The organism is Noviherbaspirillum malthae (assembly GCF_015352985.1).
GTDB classification, from domain to species: Bacteria; Pseudomonadota; Gammaproteobacteria; order Burkholderiales; family Burkholderiaceae_D; genus Noviherbaspirillum; species Noviherbaspirillum malthae.
In genome coordinates, this window is record NZ_JACYXF010000045.1 from 20768 (window position 1) to 43218 (window position 22451).

The 22451-nt window shown below is 60.1% G+C and carries 23 protein-coding genes; 19 read left to right on the plus strand and 4 right to left on the minus strand.

Going from position 1 to position 22451, the window contains the following annotated elements:
• The first annotated feature begins 139 nt into the window (after window positions 1–139).
• The 6 genes from IGW03_RS27715 to IGW03_RS27740 all read left to right on the plus strand — a co-directional run bounded on the left by IGW03_RS27715 (window position 140) and on the right by IGW03_RS27740 (window position 6852).
• Window positions 140–1150 carry an ABC transporter substrate-binding protein gene (locus tag IGW03_RS27715; RefSeq protein ID WP_194725757.1) on the plus strand — a complete coding sequence of 337 codons (1011 nt, stop codon included), beginning with the start codon at window positions 140–142 and terminating at the stop codon, window positions 1148–1150.
• 487 nt (window positions 1151–1637) lie between these two features.
• Complete coding sequence (locus IGW03_RS27720; protein WP_194725758.1) at window positions 1638–2681, plus strand: aromatic ring-hydroxylating dioxygenase subunit alpha; 1044 nt, start codon at window positions 1638–1640, stop codon at window positions 2679–2681.
• Between the two features lie 59 nt (window positions 2682–2740).
• Window positions 2741–3577, plus strand: a complete 837-nt coding sequence (locus IGW03_RS27725) for an ABC transporter ATP-binding protein (RefSeq protein WP_194725759.1) — start codon at window positions 2741–2743, stop codon at window positions 3575–3577.
• A gap of 22 nt (window positions 3578–3599) precedes the next feature.
• A complete protein-coding gene (locus IGW03_RS27730) occupies window positions 3600–4406 on the plus strand; it encodes an ABC transporter permease (RefSeq protein WP_194725760.1) in 807 nt (268 codons plus the stop codon).
• A 10-nt stretch (window positions 4407–4416) separates the two neighbouring features.
• Complete coding sequence (locus tag IGW03_RS27735; protein WP_228536135.1) at window positions 4417–5403, plus strand: PDR/VanB family oxidoreductase; 987 nt, start codon at window positions 4417–4419, stop codon at window positions 5401–5403.
• A gap of 6 nt (window positions 5404–5409) precedes the next feature.
• Complete coding sequence (locus IGW03_RS27740) at window positions 5410–6852, plus strand: amidohydrolase family protein (protein WP_228536136.1); 1443 nt, start codon at window positions 5410–5412, stop codon at window positions 6850–6852.
• A 331-nt stretch (window positions 6853–7183) separates the two neighbouring features.
• On the opposite strand, the gene IGW03_RS27745 is transcribed toward IGW03_RS27740, so the two are convergent.
• On the minus strand, window positions 7184–8098 hold the full coding sequence (locus IGW03_RS27745) for a LysR family transcriptional regulator (protein WP_194725761.1): 915 nt from the start codon (window positions 8096–8098) through the stop codon (window positions 7184–7186).
• Between the two features lie 126 nt (window positions 8099–8224).
• On the opposite strand from IGW03_RS27745, the gene IGW03_RS27750 reads away from it, so the two are divergent.
• Both IGW03_RS27750 and IGW03_RS27755 read left to right on the plus strand, forming a co-directional pair.
• Entirely contained in the window at window positions 8225–8977 is a 753-nt protein-coding gene (locus tag IGW03_RS27750) for an SDR family NAD(P)-dependent oxidoreductase (protein ID WP_194725762.1), read from the plus strand.
• A 90-nt stretch (window positions 8978–9067) separates the two neighbouring features.
• The gene (locus IGW03_RS27755; RefSeq protein WP_194725763.1) at window positions 9068–9469 is read left to right on the plus strand and encodes a nuclear transport factor 2 family protein; all 402 of its coding nucleotides are present in this window, start codon (window positions 9068–9070) and stop codon (window positions 9467–9469) included.
• 6 nt (window positions 9470–9475) lie between these two features.
• On the opposite strand, the gene IGW03_RS27760 is transcribed toward IGW03_RS27755, so the two are convergent.
• Window positions 9476–10384, minus strand: coding sequence for a LysR family transcriptional regulator (locus tag IGW03_RS27760; protein ID WP_194725764.1), 909 nt, complete (start codon window positions 10382–10384; stop codon window positions 9476–9478).
• Window positions 10385–10469: 85 nt separating this feature from the next.
• On the opposite strand from IGW03_RS27760, the gene IGW03_RS27765 reads away from it, so the two are divergent.
• From IGW03_RS27765 to acuI, 4 genes are all read left to right on the plus strand, one after another.
• The gene (locus IGW03_RS27765) at window positions 10470–11705 is read left to right on the plus strand and encodes a CaiB/BaiF CoA transferase family protein (protein ID WP_194725765.1); all 1236 of its coding nucleotides are present in this window, start codon (window positions 10470–10472) and stop codon (window positions 11703–11705) included.
• Between the two features lie 88 nt (window positions 11706–11793).
• Complete coding sequence (locus tag IGW03_RS27770; protein WP_194725766.1) at window positions 11794–12759, plus strand: Bug family tripartite tricarboxylate transporter substrate binding protein; 966 nt, start codon at window positions 11794–11796, stop codon at window positions 12757–12759.
• Between the two features lie 45 nt (window positions 12760–12804).
• Window positions 12805–13959 (plus strand): CaiB/BaiF CoA transferase family protein, encoded by a 1155-nt coding sequence (locus IGW03_RS27775; protein WP_194725767.1) that lies wholly within the window; start codon window positions 12805–12807, stop codon window positions 13957–13959.
• Window positions 13960–13988: 29 nt separating this feature from the next.
• Window positions 13989–14990: an acrylyl-CoA reductase (NADPH) gene (gene acuI / locus IGW03_RS27780; RefSeq protein ID WP_194725768.1), complete on the plus strand. Its 1002-nt coding sequence runs from the start codon at window positions 13989–13991 to the stop codon at window positions 14988–14990.
• Between the two features lie 208 nt (window positions 14991–15198).
• On the opposite strand, the gene IGW03_RS27785 is transcribed toward acuI, so the two are convergent.
• Together IGW03_RS27785 and IGW03_RS39095 are read right to left on the minus strand one after the other, a co-directional pair.
• Window positions 15199–15762, minus strand: a complete 564-nt coding sequence (locus tag IGW03_RS27785; RefSeq protein WP_194725769.1) for a hemerythrin domain-containing protein — start codon at window positions 15760–15762, stop codon at window positions 15199–15201.
• A gap of 274 nt (window positions 15763–16036) precedes the next feature.
• Complete coding sequence (locus IGW03_RS39095; RefSeq protein WP_369122958.1) at window positions 16037–16321, minus strand: PilZ domain-containing protein; 285 nt, start codon at window positions 16319–16321, stop codon at window positions 16037–16039.
• On the opposite strand from IGW03_RS39095, the gene IGW03_RS38345 reads away from it, so the two are divergent.
• From IGW03_RS38345 to IGW03_RS27820, 7 genes are all read left to right on the plus strand, one after another.
• Entirely contained in the window at window positions 16242–16610 is a 369-nt protein-coding gene (locus tag IGW03_RS38345; protein ID WP_228536137.1) for a hypothetical protein, read from the plus strand. The genes IGW03_RS39095 and IGW03_RS38345 overlap by 80 nt on opposite strands.
• Window positions 16611–16754: 144 nt before the next feature.
• A complete protein-coding gene (locus IGW03_RS27795) occupies window positions 16755–17069 on the plus strand; it encodes a hypothetical protein (protein WP_194725771.1) in 315 nt (104 codons plus the stop codon).
• A 218-nt stretch (window positions 17070–17287) separates the two neighbouring features.
• Entirely contained in the window at window positions 17288–17935 is a 648-nt protein-coding gene (phaP, locus tag IGW03_RS27800; protein ID WP_194725772.1) for a TIGR01841 family phasin, read from the plus strand.
• 454 nt (window positions 17936–18389) lie between these two features.
• Window positions 18390–20969, plus strand: a complete 2580-nt coding sequence (locus IGW03_RS27805; protein WP_194725773.1) for a sensor domain-containing protein — start codon at window positions 18390–18392, stop codon at window positions 20967–20969.
• Window positions 20970–21132: 163 nt separating this feature from the next.
• Complete coding sequence (locus tag IGW03_RS27810; RefSeq protein ID WP_194725774.1) at window positions 21133–21477, plus strand: hypothetical protein; 345 nt, start codon at window positions 21133–21135, stop codon at window positions 21475–21477.
• A gap of 69 nt (window positions 21478–21546) precedes the next feature.
• Window positions 21547–21864: a DUF1488 family protein gene (locus IGW03_RS27815; RefSeq protein WP_194725775.1), complete on the plus strand. Its 318-nt coding sequence runs from the start codon at window positions 21547–21549 to the stop codon at window positions 21862–21864.
• A gap of 39 nt (window positions 21865–21903) precedes the next feature.
• Window positions 21904–22395, plus strand: coding sequence for a hypothetical protein (locus IGW03_RS27820; protein WP_194725776.1), 492 nt, complete (start codon window positions 21904–21906; stop codon window positions 22393–22395).
• Window positions 22396–22451: the final 56 nt, after the last annotated feature.

Below are 22451 nucleotides of genomic sequence, written 5' to 3' on the forward strand. Positions count from 1 at the left end.
CATCTGCTCGCTGCTTTCGTATTCAACATCCTTCCGCAAACACCATTTTTCCCCTGATGTTTTTCGCTGTTTCCGCCGCGCGTTCGCACGCGGCGCATCGTCCTGTTCTCATTTTCCTTGTCAACACGAGAGTATCCCCATGATGAAACTTCCCGCTTCCCGCAGCCTCCATCGCGCCATACACACCCTGCTGCTTTCCGCGGCAGCCTTCGGCACCCTGCATGGCACGGCTGCCGTCGCCGCCGACAAGGTGACCTTCCTCACCAGCTGGTATGCCCAGGCCGAGCACGGCGGCTTCTATCAGGCGCTGGCCAAGGGCATCTATCAAAAGCATGGGCTCGAAGTCACCATCAAGATGGGCGGTCCGCAGGTTAACGGCATGCAGTTGCTGACCAGCGGCCAAGCCGATTTCCTGATGGGCTATGACCTGCAAGTGTTGAAGAGCGTGGAGCAGGGGCTGCCGGTGACCACGGTTGCCACCTCGTTCCAGACGGACCTGCAGGGCATGATGACCCATGACGATGTGAAGGGACTCGTCGATCTCAAGAACAACAAGACCGTGCTGGTTTCCACTTCCGGCCGCACGACATGGTGGCCGTGGCTCAAGGCGAAGTACGGCCTGAGCGAATCGCAGTCGCGTCCCTATACCTTCAACCTGCAGCCCTTCATGGCCGATGCCAATACTGCGCAGCAGGCTTATCCCTCCTCCGAGCTTTTCCAGGCGATGAAGGCCAACGTCAAGACCAACTTCTACCTGTTCGCCAGCGACGGCTATCCGCCCTACGGCACCACCATCGTCACCATGGACAAGACGGTCAAGGAAAAGCCCGAGGTCGTCGCCCGCTTCGTACGCGCCTCGATGGAAGGCTGGAAGAGCTACATGGCCGACCCGGCGGCGGCCAATGCGCTGATCAAGCAGGACAATCCCAACATGAAGGATGACCAGCTTGCTTACGCGATGGACAAGCTCAAGGAATTCAACTTCGTCGGCGGCGGCGATGCGGCCAAGAGCGGCATCGGCACCATGACGGAGGCGCGCTGGAAGAAGACGGCGGACTTCATGGTTGGGTCTGGTTTGCTCAAGCCGGAGACGGATTGGAAGAAGGCGTTTACTACGCAGTTTGTGAAGGATTTGAAGGTGATGCCTTGAGTGGCGGGCGGGGTAAGGAATATTTGGCTCGTTCAGTGCCAGTTGCAGGTTTAATAGGTTAATAAAGGGCGCAAAACATGGCGTTTCCCGTCCTCGAACCTGCCTAATGTCCAGGCATAAAGAACACTCCTCTCCTTTCAAGGGGGAGGTTGGGTGGGGGATGGGTTTCAACGACGCGCATTGAACCCATCCCCACCCCAACCCTCCCCTTGAAGGGGAGGGAGCAGGGGTTTCGCGCCACATGTGTCGCGACTGCGGACTCGGAACTGCGTGTCAGCGGCGAAGGGGACGGTAAAACAGTAAAGAATATTCCTCCCCTTTCAAGGGGGAGGCTAGGTGGGGGATGGGTTTAAAGGAGGCAACTGGAACCCATTGTCATTCCAGCCACCACCTCGTTGATTGTCTTCAACGAGAACAGAAACAAGGCGAAGGCGACCATATCGGCACGCCGGCCCGTGGCGCAAGCCATTGAATTGGAGTTAATGTCATGCTGGTCACACAACAAAAAACCCTGCGCAAGTTCTGGTACGCATTGATGCCGATGTCGGCGCTAGACAGCGGCCCGCAGCCCTTCACGCTGCTGGGCGAAGACATCGTGGTATGGAAAGGCGCCGACGGCAAGCCGGCCGCCCTGCGCGACCGCTGCTGCCACCGTACCGCCAAGCTGTCCAAGGGTTTTGTCGAGAACGGCAATATCGTCTGCGGCTATCACGGCTGGACCTATGACTGCAGCGGCGCCTGCGTGCGCATTCCGCAGGCCCCCGACAGCAAGATCCCGGCGGGCGCCCAGGTACAGGCCTACCGCTGCGAGGAAAAATACGGCTATGTCTGGGTCGCGCTGGACGAGCCGCTGCAGCCGATTCCCGAGTTTCCCGAAGAAGGCGATCCGGCCTATCGCCGCATCCTGCAGTTCTATGAGAAATGGAACACCAGCCCTCTGCGCGTGATGGAAAACTCCTTCGACAATTCGCATTTCAGCTTCGTGCACAAGTCCAATTTCGGCATGATCGACAACCCGGTGCCTTCGAAATACGAATTCCGTCCCAACGACTGGGGCTTCGAAGCCGAGACCCATGTGCCGATCAAGAATCCGCCGGCCAGCTACCGCATCACCGGCACCGAAGATTCGATCACCGAGCGGCATCTGGTCAACCGCTGGTATCTGCCCTTCTCGCGCCGCTTCGGCTGCATGTATCCGGCGTCGGGCCGTCACCACATCATCTACAACTGCGCCACGCCCATCGACGACAAGAGCCTGATGCTGGTGCAATGGCTCTACCGCAATGACAGCGAGGAAGACTGCTCGACGCAGGAACTGATCGACTGGGACCGTCCCATCACCGACGAGGACCGCGACATTCTCGAAGCGACCGATTACGACGCCTGCATCGACACCCGCCGCCGCGTGGAATTCCACATGGAATCCGACAAGCCCGGGCTGCTGATGCGGCGCATGCTGATGGATCTGTTCACACGCGAAGGCGAGAGCGAAGTGTTCCGCCCCGCCATCGAAATCCATCCCGTCAAGTAAAGAGCCGGATCAACCCGCATAGCATAAAGGCCGGCACGACGCCGGCCGGAGGACACGTCATGAAACGCGAAGACACCATACCCATGGACGGATTGCCGGAAATGAAATCGGAACGCGATGCCGAAGCGGTACTGCTCGCCAACCAGGTGGAAAAGACTTATCCCAACGGCACGCATGCGCTGGACCGGGTGCGGCTGCAGATCGGCCGCGGCGAATTTGTTTCGCTGCTCGGCCCTTCCGGCTGCGGCAAGAGCACGCTGCTGAAGATGTTCGCAGGGCTGGAAACGCCGTCGGCCGGGCAGATACGCTGGTGGGGCGGCAGCATGGCGACCGTCAATACGCCGGGCCGCACGCTGGCGATGGTATTCCAGGAAGCCACGCTCATGCCCTGGGCCAGGGTGGCCGACAATGTGCGCCTGCCGCTGGATCTGTCAAAACTGCCGCGCGAACAGAGCACGCCGCGCGTGCAGAAGGCGCTCGACCTGGTCGGGCTGGGCAAGTTCGGCCACGTCTATCCGCGCGAACTTTCGGGCGGCATGCAGATGCGCGCATCGATCGCCCGCGCGCTGGCAACCGAGCCGAATGTGCTGCTGATGGACGAACCCTTCGGCGCACTCGACGAATTCACCCGCAACAAACTCGATGCCGACCTGCGCGCACTGTGGGCCGAGCGTGATCTGACCGTGGTGTTCGTCACCCACAGCATCTATGAAGCCGTCTACCTGTCCTCCCGGGTGGTGGTGATGGCCGCACGGCCCGGCCGCATCATTGCCGACGTACCGATCGAAGGGCCGCTGGTGCGCGATGAAGACTTCCGCGTCTCGGCGCAGTTCCTCGGCTATTGCAAGCAATTGTCCGATCTGCTGACGGCCGCCAACACCGGCCATGCGCATTGAACCTGTCGACCCCGGAGACGCCATGAATTCACCTTCCAAGAAACCGCTGCTGTCCGATCCTCGCATGCAGCGCATCGTCGCACCGCTCGTTGTCGGCGCCATCCTGCTCCTGCTGTGGCAAGCCCTGTGCACCGCGTTTGAAGTGCCGGTCTACCTGGTGCCGACGCCGGCCGCCATCTTCAAGACGCTGGTTGCCGACTGGGGACTGCTGGCCGGCGCGCTGCTGGTGACGCTCAAGATCACCTTCCTTGCATTTGCGATGGCCGTGGTGATCGGCGTGGCCGCCGCCTTTCTCTTCGTGCAGAGCAAGCTGGTCGAGGCCAGCCTGTTTCCCTATGCGATCCTGCTGCAGGTCACGCCCATCGTGGCGATTGCTCCGCTGATCATCATCTGGGTCAAGACGCCGATCATTGCGCTCACCATCTGCGCGACGATGATGGCGCTGTTCCCCATCATTTCCAATACGGTGCTGGGCTTGCGCAGCGTGAACCCCGGCCTGCTCAACCTGTTCAGGCTCAACCGGGCGACGCGCTGGCAGACCCTGGTGCGCCTTCGCATTCCAAGCGCGCTGCCCAGCTTCTTCGGCGGCCTGCGCATTTCCTGCGGCATGTCGCTGATCGGCGCGGTGGTGGCGGAATTTGTTGCCGGCACCGGCGGCACGGGAACGGGGCTGGCTTACCAGATTCTTCAGGCAGGATTCGAACTGAACATTCCGCGCCTGTTCGCCGCGCTGCTGATGATCACCGTCACCGGCGTTCTGCTGTTCGGCCTGATGGTCACGCTGTCGCGCATGGTGCTGTCGCGCTGGCATGAAAGCGAACTGGAATAGGCAGAACAGCATGAAAAACGAAATGCAAGGAAACGCTCTGCTCAGCGTGCGTGTAGCCAGGAAGCAGGCAGAGGCGGAAGGCATCTGCACCTTTGAACTGCGCGACGTCGACAACCGGCGACTGCCGGCCTTCACAGCCGGCGCGCATGTCGATGTGCATGTCGCGCCGGGCATCGTGCGCCAGTATTCGCTGTGCAGCGACCCGCGCAATTGTTCACACTACCTGATCGGCGTGCTGAAGGAACCCGGGAGCCGCGGAGGATCGCGCGGCATGCATGAGAAGATCCATGAAGGCGACTTGCTGCATATCAGCGTGCCGGCGAATCACTTTGCCTTGCAGCCTGCGCGAAAGACGCTGCTCTTCGCCGGCGGCATCGGCATCACGCCCATCATCTGCATGGCCGAGCAACTAAGTGCCGAGGGTGCTGATTTCAGCCTGCACTATTGCGTGCGCTCCTTGCCGAAGGCTGCCTTTCTTGCCCGCATGGAAGCAGCGCCTTACAGCCGGGCAGTTCACCTGCATGTCGATGATACTCCGCCTGCCGAACGCTTCGACCCGGCGGCAATTTTGCGCGATGCAGCGCCGGACTCGCATTTGTACGTATGCGGGCCTGCCGGCTACGTGGCATGGATCACGCAAGCCGCGCGAGACGCAGATTACCCGCCGCAACAGGTGCATGTCGAATACTTTGCAGCTCCCGGCTCACCTGTCTTCGAAGACAGCGACAATGCAGACTTTCAGGTTCGCATTGCAAGCACCGGCAGAACCTATTCCATCGGGAGTGACCAAACCATCGTCGATGCGCTGGCCGACTGCGGCGTCGAGATACCGGTTTCGTGCAAGGAAGGCGTCTGCGGCACTTGCCTGACACGCGTGCTCGACGGTGAAGTCGATCACCGCGATTACTATCTCAGCCAGGCCGAACAGGCTTGCCATGACCAGATGCTGCCCTGCTGCTCGCGCGCCAAAGGCCGCATGCTCGTTCTCGATCTATGACACCTCATGAATGACTTTCCGACCATGTCCGACAAATCCGCTTCCTGCCTGATCCGCAATGCCGCCGCCATCATGACCGGCTTGCCGGGCGATGCGGCGCGTCATTCCGGACCGGATATCCGTATCACTGACGGCATCATCACCGCCATCGGCAGACTGCAGCTGATGGCGGACGAACGCATCATCGATGCGAGCGATTGCGTCGTCTATCCGGCATGGGTCAATACCCATCACCACCTGTTCCAGTCGCTTTTGAAGGGCGATCCGGCCGGCATCAATCTGTCGCTGACGCCCTGGCTCGCCGCGACGCCCTACCGGTATCGGGCGAAATTCGATGAGGAGAATTTCCGGCTCGCGGTACGCATCGGATTGGTTGAGCTGATGCGTTCCGGCTGCGTGACCGTGGCCGACCACAATTACCTCTACTACCCCGGCATGCCCTTCGATACCTCGGAAATCCTGTTCGAGGAAGCCGCCGCGCTCGGCCTGCGCTTTGTGCTGTGCCGGGGCGGCGCCACGCGGACACGGCAGCTAGAAGCGGAACTGCCGTCGGCGCTGCGGCCTGAGACGCTGGATGATTTCATGGCCGACGTGGCACGGCTGACCGCGCGTTATCACGATTCCTCGCCGGCGGCAATGCGGCGCGTCGCGATGGCGCCAACTACGCCGCTGTTCTCGATGTCGCCGGCCGAGCTGCGGGAAACCGCCGCCGAAGCCCGCCGTCTCGGTATCCGCCTGCACAGCCATCTGTCGGAAACCGTCGGCTACCAGGAGGCCGCACAAGGCATGCATGGATGTTCGCCGGTGGCTTTTGCGGGCGAACACGGCTGGCTCGGCTCCGACGTCTGGTTTGCCCATCTGGTCAAGCTCGATGCCGAGGAGATCCGCCTGCTTGGCAGCACCGGAACCGGCATCGCCCATTGCCCGCAAAGCAACGGCCGGCTCGGCAGCGGGATCGCGCCGGTGCAGGCGCTGGAGGAAGCTGGGGTCGCCGTCTCGATCGGCGTTGACGGCGCCGCATCGAACGAGGCGGCCGACATGATTTCCGAAACCCATGCGGCATGGCTGATGCAGCGCGCCCGCGCCGGAGAGCTTGCAAGGCCGGCGTATGCAGGCGGAATGCATGAAGGCGGCGCGCACGCGGCTTCGGTGGAGGATGTGGTGCGCTGGGGTACGTCCGGAGGCGCGCGCGTGCTTGGCCTTTCCGGTGTCAATGGATTGCAGCCGGGCATGGCTGCCGATATCGCGGTGTACTCGCTGGATGATCCGCGCTACTTCGGACTGCATGATCCGGCGATCGGTCCGGTGGCATCGGGCGGACGGCCTGTGCTGAAATGTCTGCTGGCCGGAGGCAGGATGGTAGTGGAGAATGATTGCATTCCGGGTGTGGATCTGAAGGAGCTTGGGCGGGAGGCGGCTGGGGCGGTTCGCAGGTTGCTGGCGGAATGAGGGCTGGCAGGGGGAAGATGCATATCGCGCATCTCATGCGTTGCCGCCGGCTTAAGTGATTAAAGAAACGTCTTTTCGGAGTTGGCCTATACGCTTGGACTCCCTTCTCCCGCATGCGTGGCGCAGGGAGGATTTTGCAAACCACTGGTTTGCGCTGACGAAGCCGATTTGGCTTGCAAGCCAAATGCGGGGCGCGGAGCGAGGGAGTTGTCAAGACCGTCGGAGGCTGTACTATCGCCCTCACCCCTGGCCCCTCTCCCGCCTGCGGGAGAGGGGAATTCATCCCGTCTTGGCCTCTCGATGCCATGTAGATCTTCTGCGCCACTCTGCTTTAATCCATCAACCACTCCGCCTTCGACAACCGCTCCACGAAAAACCGCGCCAAGACATCTACCTTCGCCGGCCGGCTCCGCGCCGAAGGCGTCACGAAATACAGCCCGCCCAGCGTCATCTTCCAATCCGCCAGAATCACTTCCATGCGCCCGTCGTGAATGTATTCCGCGGCGATGAAGTCCGGCAGCTCCGCTACCGCAAGCCCGGCCAGAATCATCGGAACCATCGCATCGGAATTCGTCACGCGCAGCTGCCCTTCCGGCACGACGGTTTCTTCCCTGCCCTTCTTGTTCGTCAGGCGCCAGACATCATTGCGCGCACGATAGGCATACCCCAGGCAGTGCTTCGGATTCAGGTCGCCGGGCCGCTTCGGACGTCCATGCCTGTCGAGATACGCAGGTGCGGCAACGATGAGCCGCGACACGGAGCACAGCTTTCTGGCCACCAGCGATGAATCCGGCAGCACGGCAATCCTCAGCGCCGCATCGAATCCTTCAGCGACCAGATCGACCGTTGCATCGGACAGGTGAAGGTCGACCGATACGTCCGGATATGCCGACAGGAAGTGGGGAAGGATGGGTGCCACCCATTTCAGCCCGAACGACATGGGCACGGCCAACCTGACCAGGCCGCGCGGCTGCACCGACAGCTCGCGCGCCACGCCTTCGACCTGCTCCGCATCCCGATAGATGCGCGTGGCGCTCTCGGCAATCGTGCGGCCGAATTCGGTCAGCGCCAGCTGACGGGATGTGCGGTTGAACAGACGCGCGCCCAAGCGCTCCTCGAGCCGGCTGACCGCCCGTGATACGGTGGCCACCGACACATCCATCGCCCGTGCGGCAGCGGCAAACGAGCGCTCCTCCACGACCTTGGCGAACATCGCCAACCCTTCGAAATCCGGAATTTTTGACATCTGCAAATCTGCAATGATGGTTTTCAATTATTGCTATTTTAAAGCAGTTCCACTCCCGATAAGCTTCTTCCTGCCATCCAAGCACAACGACGAACCGAACAACCTCATCACGCAAGGAGAATTACCATGACACAGAAACTCAACGGAAAAATCGCTCTGGTTACCGGCGGCACCAGCGGCATCGGGCTTGCAACAGCGAAACGCTTTGCCAGCGAAGGCGCCCATGTGTTCATCACCGGGCGGCGCCAAGCGGAACTGGAAGCCGCCGTGGCGGCGGTCGGCAATGCGACAGGAATTCGCGTCGACTCCTCCAGCCTGTCCGATCTCGACACGCTGTTTGCACGCATCAAGGACACCAGGGGCCGGATCGACGTGCTCTTCGCCAATGCGGGCGGCGGATCGATGCTGCCGCTGGGCCAGATCACCGAAGAACAGTTCGACGACACCTTCGGCCGCAATGTGAAGGGCGTGCTGTTCACCGTGCAAAAGGCACTGCCGCTGCTGTCGGACGGCGCCTCCGTCATCCTGACCGGCTCTTCCGCGGCGCATACCGGCACCGCCGCATTCAGCGTGTATGCCGCCTCCAAGGCCGCGGTACGCGCCTTCACCCGCAACTGGATTCTGGATGTGAAGGACCGCAACATCCGCTTCAACACCATCAGCCCCGGTCCGGTCAAGACACCGGGCCTGGTGGAACTGGCGGGACCGGACGCGGCGCAGCAGCAGGGCTTGCTCGACTACATGGCATCGCAAGTGCCGATGGGACGGGTTGCCGATCCGGACGAAGTGGCGAAAGCGGCCGTGTTCCTTGCGTCCGATGACGCAAGCTATGTCAACGGCATCGATTTCGCAGTTGACGGTGGGCTGGCCCAGATTTGATGCCCCTGTAATCATTACCGGCAAGACATCACAGGCTGCGGCATTCGGCTAACAAGAGAGCGTGCCGCAGCAGGCAGAAAGGACAACGACATGAACACAGCCAAAGCACTCCTGGAGCAATACCTTGCTTCCATCACCAACCCGGCCTCCGCGGCGGCGCTGTTTGCCGAAGACGGCGTACTTGAATTGCCCTATCTCGCTTCGCTCGGCATACCGCCGCGGGCACAAGGGCCTGCCGCGATCGAAAGCTTCATTGCTTCGCTGCTCAGGAAGGTGCCTGATTTCAAATTCAGGAACGTACGCATCCACATCGAGACACCAGAGCAAGTCTTCGCCGAGTACGATGTCGAAGCCGCGGTCGCGCCGACCGGAGGGATCTACCGCCAGTCCTATGCCGGGCGCCTTGTCAGCAACGGCACGAAGATCAGGCTGCTGCGTGAATCGCTGGATACCGTCGCCGTTGCCAAGGCATTCGGCATTCCAGTAGCCTGAGCATGTCTATTCCTGCCCGGTTCGCAGCGCCCTGGAAGACAGCTCGCATATCAGCCGCGAGACGAGGCGCGCGGCGCGTGTAACCGGTCTTTGCGTCGACGGCAGGAGCCATGCCTTTTGCTGCAGAGCCGGCTTGACCAGACGTGCAATCGCAAAGTCGTCGCTGGAATAGTCCCGCCGCGCCGCGAATACGGGAAGCACGGTGCACAGGCGGGCATGGCGGACCGCATCGTATATCAGTGATCCCGTTCCTGCCTCAAGAATGAGCTGCAGGCTGAAATTCTGGCGCAAGGCAGTGTCGAGCAGTACGGACACCAGCATGTTGGGCCTGGGCGGAACGGCAAGCGGCAGGTCGCGCAGGATCGAGAACGGAACCTCTTCATCGAGTTCCGGCAGCAGCTCGCGCGGCGCCACGAGCGCAACGCCGGACTGCATCAGCAGCTCCGCCCCCTTGATTGCACCACGCCCGTAGCTGTTGAAGATTCCCAGTTCGATACGCCCATTGGCCAGCCACTCCTCGACCTGGCCGCTGTAACCTTCAAGCGCACGCAATCGGATGCCGGGAAATTCGCTGCGCAGCCGGGCGCACAGCAAACTGATCAACGGCCTGGAGATTCCCGGGACTACGCCGACCTCCACCAGACCCGACGGCCTCTCGCGCTCGCCCTGCGCATCGCGCATCAGGCTTTCCGTCTCGCCGAGAATGATCTTGATGCGCGGCCACAGCCGCTCGCCGAGCTCTGTCAGCACCATGCCGCGGCCCGTGCGGTAGAACAGGCGACCGCCGAGTTCGTCTTCGAGACCGGAAATCTTCCGGCTCAGCGCGGACTGGTTCTCTCCCAATACCGCCGCTGCACGCGTGAGGCTGCCATGCTCCGCGATATCGCAAAATGCCTGCAACACCCGCTGGTCCATGCCGCCTCCGTTATGCGAAATATGCAAACCTGCTTTATGCGCTTTGATGATACCGCAACCGATGATTGCGAACTATATTGAGCACATGGATACCAAGACTCCCGCACAAAGCTCCCGACAAGCCCGTGAAGCCGGCCCGCTTGCCGGGCTGAAAATCATCGACCTCTCCACCGTCGTCGCCGGGCCTTTTGCGGCAGGCCTGCTCGCCGACTACGGCGCCGACGTCATCAAGGTGGAAATGCCCGGCACGGGTGATGCGCTGCGTGCGCTGGCCCCTCACAAGGACGGCATACCGCTATGGTGGAAGGTGACCAACCGGAACAAGAAAGGTGTCACGCTGGACCTGCATCAGGACGAGGCGCGAAAGCTGCTCGGCGCACTGGTGCGCGAGCGCGACGTGCTGGTAGAAAATTTTCGGCCCGGTACACTGGATTCCTGGGGCATCACGAGAGAATGGCTGCACGCCATCAACCCGCGCCTGACGATCCTGCGGGTCACCGGCTTTGGCCAGGACGGGCCGTATGCGAACAAGCCCGGGTTTGCCAGGGTGTTCGAATCCATGAGCGGCTTCACCCAGATCTGCGGGGAAGAGAACGGCTCGCCGCTGCATCTTGGCTATCCGATCTCGGATGCCGTGGGCGGCCTGTTCGGCGCCATCGGCGTGCTCGCCGCGCTCTATCGCCTCAAGGAACATCCGGAAGAAGCCGGGCAGGAAATCGACTGTTCGGTCACGGAATCCATGCTGCGGGTGCTGGAGTTCCTGCCGATCGAATATGACCAGCTCGGACGCGTCCGCACCCGCTCCGGCAACCGCAGCCAGTATGCTGCGCCCGGCAACGTCTACCGGACTGCGGACGGCCGCTGGGCGTCGATCGCCGCCTCGACCCAGAGCATCTTCCTGCGCCTCTGCACGGCGCTCGGGCTGGAGGATCTTGCGTCCGATCCGAAGTTTCTGACCAACAAGTCCCGGGTCGAGCATCGCGACGAGCTCGACTCGCTGGTTGCCGATGCGATCGGCAAGATGACGTTGGCCGAACTGGGCGAGACGCTCGAGCGTCATGAAGTCGGTTTCTCGCCTATCTATGACATTGCTGACGTATTCGAAGACCCGCATTTCAAGGCGCGGCAGACGCTGATCGAAGTGGACGATCATGAGCTCGGCGCCGTCACCATGCAGGCGGTGGTGCCGCGTTTTTCCGGCACGCCGGGAAATGTCCATGCGGCCGGCCCGTCGCTTGGCCAGCACAACCTTGAGGTGTGGAAAGAATGCGGTCTCTCGGAATCCGAAATCGACCTGCTGCGCGAGCGCAGGGTGATCTGAGTGTATTCGTCCCGCCCTTTCCAAGACATTGCAAACGGAGCGCAGATTCCGGCATCACGTTCAACGAATGACACGACAGGAGACATTGATGAAAGCGATATTGAGATGGCTGGTGATGGCTTCCGCCTTGCTTGCATTGGCCGCCAATGCACAGAATGCATCCACAAAGACCACCCGCATCTTGGTCGGCTTTCCGCCGGGCCAAGCGACCGACCTTGTCGCCAGGCTCGTTGCGGAAAGGCTGACGATCGCGCTCGGACATCCGGTCATCGTGGACAATCGGCCGGGTCAAGGCGGCAGCATCGCGCTCGCGCAACTGGCGAAGGCACCGCCCGACGGCAGCGTGCTGTCGCTGTCGGCGCTGGCAGCCTATGTCGTCAATCCCTATCTGTACAAGAACGTTGCCTATGACAGCGTCAAGGACTTCGCTCCCATCGGCGTGGTGGCGGACCTGCCGATGCTGCTGGTCGTGCATCCGTCCGTGCCTGCGAACTCGCTGAAGGAACTGATCGATTATGCAAAGGCCAATCCCGGCAAGCTGGCTTACGGCTCGTCGGGCAACGGTACGCTGTCGCATCTCCTGATGGAAGACTTCAAGCAGCGCTCGGGCCTGCAATTGCTGCATGCGCCCTATCCGGGCAGCGCCAAGGCGATCGGCGATCTGATGGGCGGCCTGGTCCAGGTGGGGCTGGACACCGTGGCCGTAACACAGGCGCACATCAAGAGCGGCAAGCTGCGCCTCATTGCGGCAGGCACGCCCAAGCCGCCGGCCGCTTTCCCGAGTACGCAGACCATTGCGGAGCAAGGCTTCGAAGGATTCGAGGCCGCTCCCTGGATCGCACTGTCCGCCCCGGCAGGCACTCCGCTCGAACTTCGCACGAAGATCAACGAGGAACTGGTCAAGGCAATCCGCTCGCCCGAATTTGCGGAGCGGCTGGTCGGCCTTGGCGCCGTTCCGCGGCCGAGCACGGTCGACGAGATGAGTGCACTGATGCAGAGCGAGCAGAAACGGTGGAAAGGCATCGTCGAGCGTTCGGGCGTGCGCGTGGACTGAGCATAATCTTCAGGCCAACCGATTGACTCCACGAAAAGGATACGCATGGGAGCGCTTGCAGGCGTGAAGGTACTCGAGTTCGAGGCGATCGGACCGGCGCCGTTCTGCGGAATGATGCTGTCCGACATGGGAGCCGATGTGCTGCTGGCCGAACGTGCGAGCGATCCGCGCCAGGGATTCGGACGCGAGCGCTGGTTCGACGTGATGCTGAGAGGACGCCGCTCGGTCACGCTCGACCTCAAGTCCGAAGGCGGCGTGGAAGCGGCGCTTGCGCTGGCCGAAAAAGCCGATGTGCTGATAGAGGGCTATCGCCCCGGCGTGATGGAACGTCTCGGCCTCGGACCTGACATACTGCTGCAGCGCAATCCGAAACTGGTGTACAGCCGCATCACGGGGTGGGGACAGCATGGTCCGTTCGCCGATCTGGCGGGACATGACATCAACTATCTCGCACTGAGCGGCGTGCTCGATGCGATCGGACACAAGGGCGAACGGCCGGTGCCGCCGCTGAACCTGGTGGGCGACTTCGGCGGAGGCGGCATGCTGCTCGCGTTCGGCATTGTCTGCGCATTGCTGGAAGCGCGCAGGACGGGCCAGGGACAAGTCATCGACGCCGCCATGACCGACGGCGCCGCCCTGCTCGCGACGATGTTTTCGGGCATGCTGGCCGCCAACCGATGGAGCTTGGAACGCGGCAGCAACATGCTCGATTCAGGCGCTCCCTGGTACGACACCTACCAGACCCGCGACGGAAAGTTTGTCGCCGTCGGTGCGATCGAACCCAAGTTTTATAGCGAGTTGCTGGTGAAGCTCGGCCTGGAAAATGACGCATTGCCGGAACAGCGTGACCAGCAAAGGTGGCCGGAGCTGCGCGAACGGTTCGCCGCGGTGTTCCGGACAAAGACACGAGATGAATGGGCCGAGGTTTTCAAGGACAGCGATGCCTGCGTCACGCCCGTTCTCAGTTTTGCCGAGGCGCCCCGCCACCCGCATCACCAGGCGCGGGAAACCTATCTGACCTCGGGCCGGATTGAACAGCCGGCGCCGGCGCCCAGACTGAGCATGACACCGGCAGGTGTAAGGTCTGCTCCGCCTGAACGCGGCGAAGAGGGAGAAGCGGCGCTGCTGGACTGGGGATTCGGCAAGGAAGACATCCGCAGGATGCAGGCACTGGGCCTCGGTTACATGCAAAAACCATGACAAGAACCTAACGCCAATAAAGGAAACCGATGTTCAAAGCGATCTATCTCACCCAGGGCGAGGACGGCCGTACGCATGCCGACATGCGCGACCTCGAGGACGCACAGCTGCCGCTTTATGACAAGGGCAATGTACTCGTCGACATCAAGTATTCGACGATGAATTACAAGGATGGTCTTGCCATTACCGGCCGCTCCCCTGTCGTGCGCAGTTTTCCGATGGTGCCCGGCATCGACTTCTGCGGCGTCGTCGCATCAAGCGAGGATCCCGAGTGGAAGCCCGGCGACAAGGTCATCGTCAACGGCTGGGGCATCGGCGAAAACCACTGGGGAGGTCTGGCGCAGCGGGCACGCGTGCGCGGAGACTGGCTGGTGCGCCTTCCGGAAGGCATGTCGATGCAGGATGCAATGGCGATCGGAACCGCAGGATACACCGCCATGCTCTGCGTGCGAGCGCTGGAAAACAATGATGTGGGACCCGATGCCGGCGAAGTGCTCGTGACCGGCGCTTCCGGCGGCGTCGGCTCGATCGCTGTTGCGGTACTGGCCAAGCTCGGATACAAGGTCACGGCTTCGACGGGGCGCCCTGCGGAATCCGGCTATCTGCGTGAACTGGGCGCGGCGGAAATCATTGATCGCTCGACCTTGTCGAGTCCGGGAAAACCGCTGCAGAAGGAGCGCTGGGCCGGCGTGATCGACAGCGTGGGCTCGCATACGCTGGCCAATGCCTGCGCTTCTACCCGCTACCGGGGCACTGTTGCCGCCTGCGGACTGGCTCAGGGCATGGACCTGCCATTGACGGTCGCGCCGTTCATCCTGCGCGGCGTGAAGCTGATTGGAATCAATAGCGTGCTGGTTCCACGCGATGAGCGCGTCGATGCCTGGACTCGTCTGGCTGCGGACCTGAGGCCCGACGCCCTTGCATCGATGTCGCATACCATCGGATTGCCGGCGGTCTTTGATATCGCCCCTGATCTGCTTGACGGGAAGGTACGGGGGCGCACGATCGTCGATGTGAATCGCCTGGAATGAGTCGTCACGCCAGCAAGGGGCCGATGCCGTCGAAGCAGGCAGGCAAACAGCATCCGATTCGCCGTAGCCTGCCGTTCTTGTATGAGCAATCGGCAAGCCGCCATGAAGAGAGGCTGCACCTGCTCGAGATCGGCAATCCGGCAATGAAAAAAGCGCGGGCAGCGATCATGATCGCTCGAAAGCTTCCGCGCTATTTCACGGATTTCTCTCAGGCTTTCTCTGCCAGTTCACGCAGCAGTGCACGCTTGCGCGTCGCCAGTTTTTTCCCGAGCTTCTCCATGTCGACCTTTGCCTTGCGGGCTTTCTTGAACATTTCATTCTGTTCTTCTTCGACATGGTGGTCGACGTACTCGCCCAGTACGGTGACCTTGGCGTCGTAGTACTCATCCGACGCCGGCATCGACTGGATCTGCTTGATCAGGTCTTTCGCGCTTGCGTGCTCGACTTCCGCCTCGTTCATGAGGTCGCGGTCGTCGATCGCCTTGCGGACGGCCGGATAAAAAATCTCCTCTTCAATCTGCGTGTGCACCGTCAGCTCCGTGCAGATGGTCTGGACGAGTGCCTGCTTGTCCTCCTCGCTGCCTTTTTCCTTGAGCTTGTCGAAATCCTTGAAGAGCTTCTTGACCTTTTTGTGATCGTCTTTCAGCAGCGCGATCGCATCATAAGTCTTGGCAGGCCGTGCAGTCTTGGATGCGGCCTTGGATGCGGTTTTGGCAGCAGGCTTCGCGTCAGCCTTGGTCTTTGGCGTTGCTGATTCAGCAGTTGCGCGCATTGGTGTTCTCCCGTTCGGTTTAATGAAGTACGAATTGGTACGTGACGGAAGCTTACTCGCGCGCAATACGCGAGATGTCGAATAGCGCAAAGGTCGGCATGCTAACGGCAGCCGTGCGCTGCCGTTAGCATTATCTTTTGATTTGAGTCATCCATGCACGTTTGCGGTGGAAGGACAGCGGAAGCCCTGACAAGCGCAGTCATGTCATCAATGGCCGAGAGCGCGCGAGAGACTTCAATCAAATAGAGACCGGACATGCAGGCGGCAATCATGCCTATTGCAGCATCGCATCCGCATTGCCTTCCTCAAGCAGCAGACGACTGTCCGGATCCATGTCGACCAGCCTGATACCGACATGAAAGCGATGATCGCTGCGGACGGCGCAATGCACTGCCGTACCCCATGCATTGATACGCCGCCTCCCGTGCCGGGTCGTCACTTCGAACGCAACTGCGCATCGCACTCCGGCAGGAACCGCAATGCCAGTGACCAGCCCCATGCCTTGCGACGACAGGTCGATGGCGGTCGCCTTGCATGGACCGGTTGACGGTAAGAGCAATCGCGTCGGAATACTGACCGTGACCCTGTTTGAGCACCGCTTCTCGGATGCGGCCTTGCTGTACATAGACTTCCTTACAAGCTTGCTGTACTGGCATGTCGGTCTGCCCGTACAAGACTATTCTGTAAAGAAATTATTACATGAATGGACTATTTCTCCAATGCATCTAGGCCGATACAAGTGCCGCCTCCAGGTAATTCCGGCAGGGCTACTCGCCTGCGTATATGCGCATTCTGCATGCCGGTTATTGTGCAAGCAGCATCCTGCTGCCTTTCAACTGGTTGATTGATTAATCCCTGTCCGTCCCCATCTTATCTTTAAAGCTCGGGCTGAATCAGTTCACGGAAGATTACTGGGCTGCATCGACGCATTGTCCTTCAAGGCTCATGTCGTGTTCCGCACCAACTCACCAGGAAAGGCATCAGGCAACACCATGTTCAAGAAAAGCAAAGGCGGTTCCACCTTCAAGAGCGGCAAGGTGTCATCCGGGGCCGCCGAAAGGAAGGAACTGCTGCAGGAAATGGGCTATACCTTCGACAGCGTCACGAAAAAGTCCGGCTGGAGCTGGAGCACGCCGACTGCCGGTTCCGAGCGCAATCAGCCTACCGAAGGCGATGCAATTGCCGACGCCTGGCGAGATGCAGGCGAACGCACTCAGGCGGCGATGAATATTCCCGCCGATACCTGGGAACGCATGAGCGACAGGGAGCAGAGCGAACTGATCCAGGAAGCCTTGTCCGGTGGCTGAGCCCCAATCGCATCCGATGGCGGGATGGATGCCCCGAGGAAGCATGACTGCCTTGCTGCGAGCTTCGAAAGCGGGAAAAATATTGCCTTATTGCATTGCACAATAAAAACATTGAAACTCTTCGCAATCTCTTTATACTGCCCACCTTGCACCGCACAAAACCAGTGCAGTTTTCATGCTCTCCAACCTCTGCCATAAGGAATACGTTGATGTTTCCCATGAACGACCAATTCGCGACCTTCTTCCAGACCTTGCAGCCCGCAAATTCCCAATTCGCCAGCCTGTTTCAGAATTTCGGCCCGGCTAACGAGCAATTCCTGGGCACAGCCAAGGCCAACGCTGAAAAGCAATTGGCATTCCTTACGACAGTGACGGAAGCTGTGGTCGACGGCGTCAGCAAGGTTGCCGAACTCAACATCAATGCCTGCAAGGCGTCGCTCGAAGAGTCGAAAACCATTACAAGCCAGATCCTTGCAGCAAAAGAGCCGCAGGAAGCGCTGCAGCTGGTGGCATCGCTCCAGCAGCCGACCCTGACCAAGCTCGCTGCATACAATCGCCATCTCGCCGATATCGCTTCGGGTACCCAGACCGCCCTCTCCTCGGCACTGCAGGCTCAAGCCAAGGAAGCTTCCCGCCAGTTCACCGAAGCCGTCGACGGCGCGGCCAAAAACGCGCCGGCCGGTTCCGAAAACGTTGTGGCGCTCATGAAGACGGCAATTGCCAATGCCACCGCCGGTTACGACCAGATCAACAGCGCCGCACGCCAGGCAACCGAAGCTGTCCAGGCCAACGTCGCCGCATCCGTCGACCAGGCTGCGAAAGTGGCCGAGCAGGTGGCAGCAACCGCGGCGCGCACCCGCAAGTAATTGCAGCATCTGCAGGTAATCCGGGCCGCTTTGCGGCCTTTTCCTTTTGTGCCCCATGTAACCTGCAGTCTCGACATGATGAGGCACCGACTGTCATATCGATATTGCCGCGCGCCCGTTTTCCCTGCCGCGCCCGAACACCGTTCATACCGATAACTATCCGCTGCCCAAGTTAGGCGGGGAGGTGTGATGCAGTCATCGAGAATGACGACCCTGCATATCACCTGATACCAATCCCAAGGCATGGCGTGACAGATGAGAACAATGGATTTTTCGTCCGGCTCTCGTCTGACAAGGCCGAGGTTGCAAATGAGGAATCCATAGCGGATCTATGGATGACGGGCACAACGCGGGCAGGCGGAAAAAGACGCGATCTCATGGCATGTCAGGCCTTGGGATTGGTAATAAGCCTGCTGCCATGCTCCCGGCAGGCTCCATCAGGCAAGAAGACTTCATGACCAGACCTAGCATCCAGGAATTGCAGCTGCAAATCGCGCAGCTGGAAAAGACTTGCGAAGAAAAATCGGCTGCACTGGCTTCGGCAGAAGGCTCGTTGGCGCAAACCAGGGCCCAGCTTGATGAGGTCATGCACATCTATCAAACCACCTTTGATCTTGCGGCGATAGGTATTGCGCATCTGACGCTGGACGGGCAGTGGCTGCGCGTCAATCCGTTTCTGTGCGAGCTGCTGGGTTATGGCCAGGAGGAGTTGAAGACAAAGACGTTTCAGGAGCTGACCTATCCCGGCGATCTCGCACTCGATCTGCAGCTGCTTTCGGAACTGATCAACGGCAAGCGCTCGTCGTATTCGATCCAGAAGCGCTACCTCACCAAAAGCGGCGATCCGCTCTGGACTCAACTGAATGTCTCGCTGGTGCGCGATGTGAACGGATCGCCCAGCTACTTCATCTGCATCATCAAGAACATCGATGCGCGTATCCGCGCCCAGGAGCAGGGAGAACAGATCCGCGCCCGCCTGAAGGCCGTTCTCGACAGTCTCAGCGAAGGCGTTCTCGTTTATTCCGACAAGGGCAAGCTGCTGGAGGCCAACCCGGCCGCCATGCGGCTGTTCGAATACCAGACGCAAGCCGACATACGATCGGCATCCGACGCACTGACGAATCTCTTTGAAGCCACGACGCTCGACGGCCAGCCGATTCCGCTCGAAGACTGGCCTGTTACCAGATTGCTGCAAGGCGAAACGGTGTCCAACATGGAAATGGTCGTGAGCCGCCGCAATTCCGGCAGGTCGTGGATTGCCAGCGTCTCCGGCGCTCTCGTGCGTCATTCCCAGCTGCAGGGACCGCTTGCCGTCCTGACCTTCAAGGACATCACCAAGCGCCTGATGGCAGAGACCGCCTTGCGTGTCAGCGAACAGCGGCTGCGCCTGGCATTCGACCATATCCCCGACATGGTCCTGATCTACGACACCGACCAGCGTATTCAGTATGCCAATCTTGCCGCCGCCTATGCCATCGGCCAAAGCGATACGGATCTGATTGGCCAGCACGCCCGAAATGCCTCTCCCGGATCCATCCTGAACTTGTGGCGCCCGCTGATTGAAGCGACGCTCGCCTCGGCTACACTGCAGGCGGACGATGTCGAATTCAATACTGCGGAAGGCGTCCGCAACCTGCGTGTCACTTGCGTTCCCATTACCGAAGGAAGCCAGACGGTAAGGGAAATCATGGTGCTCTGCCACGATTACAGCGAACGGCGGCAGGCCGAAGAAAAAGTCAGACAGGCCGCATTGCACGATCCTTTGACGGAATTGCCCAACCGGGCCCTGCTTTATGAATATGCGCGCCACGCCTTCGCGGCGGCGAAACGCGCCGGGCATGAAGTGTCGGTGCTGTTCATTGATCTGGACCGTTTCAAGCCGATCAACGACGTGCATGGTCATGAGGTGGGCGATATGGTGCTGCGCCAGGTAGCCAGACGTCTGCGCCGCAGCATGCGCGGCGAGGATATCGTCTTCAGGCTCGGCGGCGACGAATTCCTGGCCCTCGTGCCCCATCACGGCGAAGCGATGGCCGGACAGAAAGTCGCGCAGCACTTGATGGAAGCGATGAGCGGTCCCTATCAGGTCGGCTCGATGGAAGCATCCCTGTCGTGCTCCATCGGCATCAGCGTTTATCCTCGCAATGGAATCGACGTCGACATGCTGATCGGCCATGCGGATGCAGCCATGTACATTGCCAAGCAGATGGGGCGCAACACCATACAGCAATACACCTCCTCGCTGGCCGAGCGCGTGTACATGCAGTCCCTCATTGAAGAAGGCATCAAGAATGCGCTCAAGCGCGATGAGTTCTCGCTGTACTATCAGCCGCTCGTGGATATGTCGACCCACCAGGTCGTGAGCGTCGAGGCGCTGCTGCGCTGGCCGAGCAACGGCATGGGCCCGGACCGATTCATTCATGTCGCGGAAACCACCGGCTTGATCGGCCGCCTGGGCGAATGGGTCTTCTCCGAGGCGTGCCGCCAGCATGCGGCCTGGATCAGCGAAGGCTTGCCGGCCATTCCGATTGCAGTCAATGTATCGCCTGTCCAGTTCAAGAAAAAGGATTTTGCGGCCTATCTCGAAGAGACGATGCATGACCACCGCATCGGGCCTGACGGCGTACAGATCGAGCTGACGGAGACCGCAGTCATGGAAGACATCGACCATGCGATCGGCATGCTGAGCCGGCTGCGCGACAATGGCATCAAGATCTCGCTCGACGACTTCGGCACCGGCTACTCGAGCCTGAACTACCTGAGCCGCTTGCCGCTCGACAAGATCAAGGTCGACAAATCCTTCGTGCACCGGCTGCAGGAAGACACGGCGAGCCGGGCGATCATCGAGGCCATCATTGCGATGGGACGTACGCTCGATCTCGAGATCGTTGCAGAAGGCATCGAATCAGATTCGACCATGCAGTATCTGCGGCGCCATGGCTGCCACCAGGCTCAGGGATATCATGTCTGCAAGCCCGTAGCGGGCAAGAACTTTGCGAACTGGTACCGGGAATATTCTTCGGCCTTGCATTGAACTGCTCAAGGCCGCCTGCCGTCCGCAGCTCGGGATTTCACTCCTGGAAGAGCAGTCGGATGGCTGTGATTGCCGGCTGTAATAATTGACAACAATTTTGCTACAACCGAATCAGGCGCATTGCATCTAAATTGGAAGTCAATGCTTCCAGAGGAGCGCAGAAATGAACGGAGCAAAGTTTTTATTCAGCAAGGCTTTCCTGCTCGCAGCCGCGGCCTCGGCGCCTGTATTTGCAAACGCACAAGCAGCAAAGACAGCGCCGCTGGTCGAAGTCAGTCTCACCAATGTCAAAGCCGCAATTGCGAAAGCCATTCAAGCCGACGTCGAGAAAATTCCCTTGATGATAAAGGTGCCTGCAGAAACCGCGAAGAAGGTCTGCAATGTCACAAGCGAGGGTCTTGCGCCCCAAGCCAACAGCGGCGTGCCGAGTTGCCCGGCAGATAAAACATCGGTAGAGCTGAATGATGCGGTGAAGCAGGAGATTGCGAAAAGCAGTTCCTCGAAATAGACTGACTATAAGGCCGGAGTAGCATATGCTCTTCATTAGGGATGCGGCCAACCTCTTTGTTCGCCGATAATGACCGACTCTACCCGTACTCATGGAGGCGTTATGGCTGGGCAAGAACTTGAAATGACTGAAGACGGGGTGCTTTTCACCATCGACGTGGACGCCGCCACGCATCAATGCCTGATATCAAGAGAAGCATTGAACAAGCTGTCCCAGCTGAAAAACGTCGACGCGAGCGATGCCGATGCACTGGATATATTCAAAGCCTTCGAGGCCTATATACGGCCTGTTGCCCATGATCTTTTCAAGGCAAGGCGGCCACAGAAAACCATCCGCCTGACATCGGACTGCATCACTCGCGCTTATGATTGCACTACCAGGCACTGAGAGCATCCGACACTCTGGAATCGCGGCGGATCGGCGTTGATGCTGCACGACGCGCGCCAGACCAAGCGGACTCGCGCGACCGGTTGCCGGGAGAATGCCATGTACCTACCGCAGGACATCTTCGATAAGGCGGTACTCTTCCTCGCTCTTGCCAAAATCGACGGCGATGAAGAGAAAGCTGCATTGGTCAGGAACGAAATCAGGCATACCTACCGGCGCAAGTTCGGCACGGATGATTTGTGGCTGCAGCAGGTCGAAACATTGTCGAACCAGGTGTTGGCAATTGCCGCCGGCATGACCGTCCAGGCCCATCTGCAACGCTTTCTGAACGAAGCCATCGCCATCCGTGGCGAACTCGATGACGATATGGAAGAGCCCCGTGGACTGAAAAAGGGATTGCGCCGCCTCTCCATCCTGCGGGGCCATGAACATCCGCAGGCCAGACCGCAGCAGTCGCTGAAAAATTGCAGACAGCTGTTCGCGATTGCCCAAGCCTACGAGAGTCAGCGCAAGTACGGTATTCGCGATTAAGCAATCCATGCCGATGCCAACCGTTGCTTCATATTAGAATGCAACGACTGTCATCA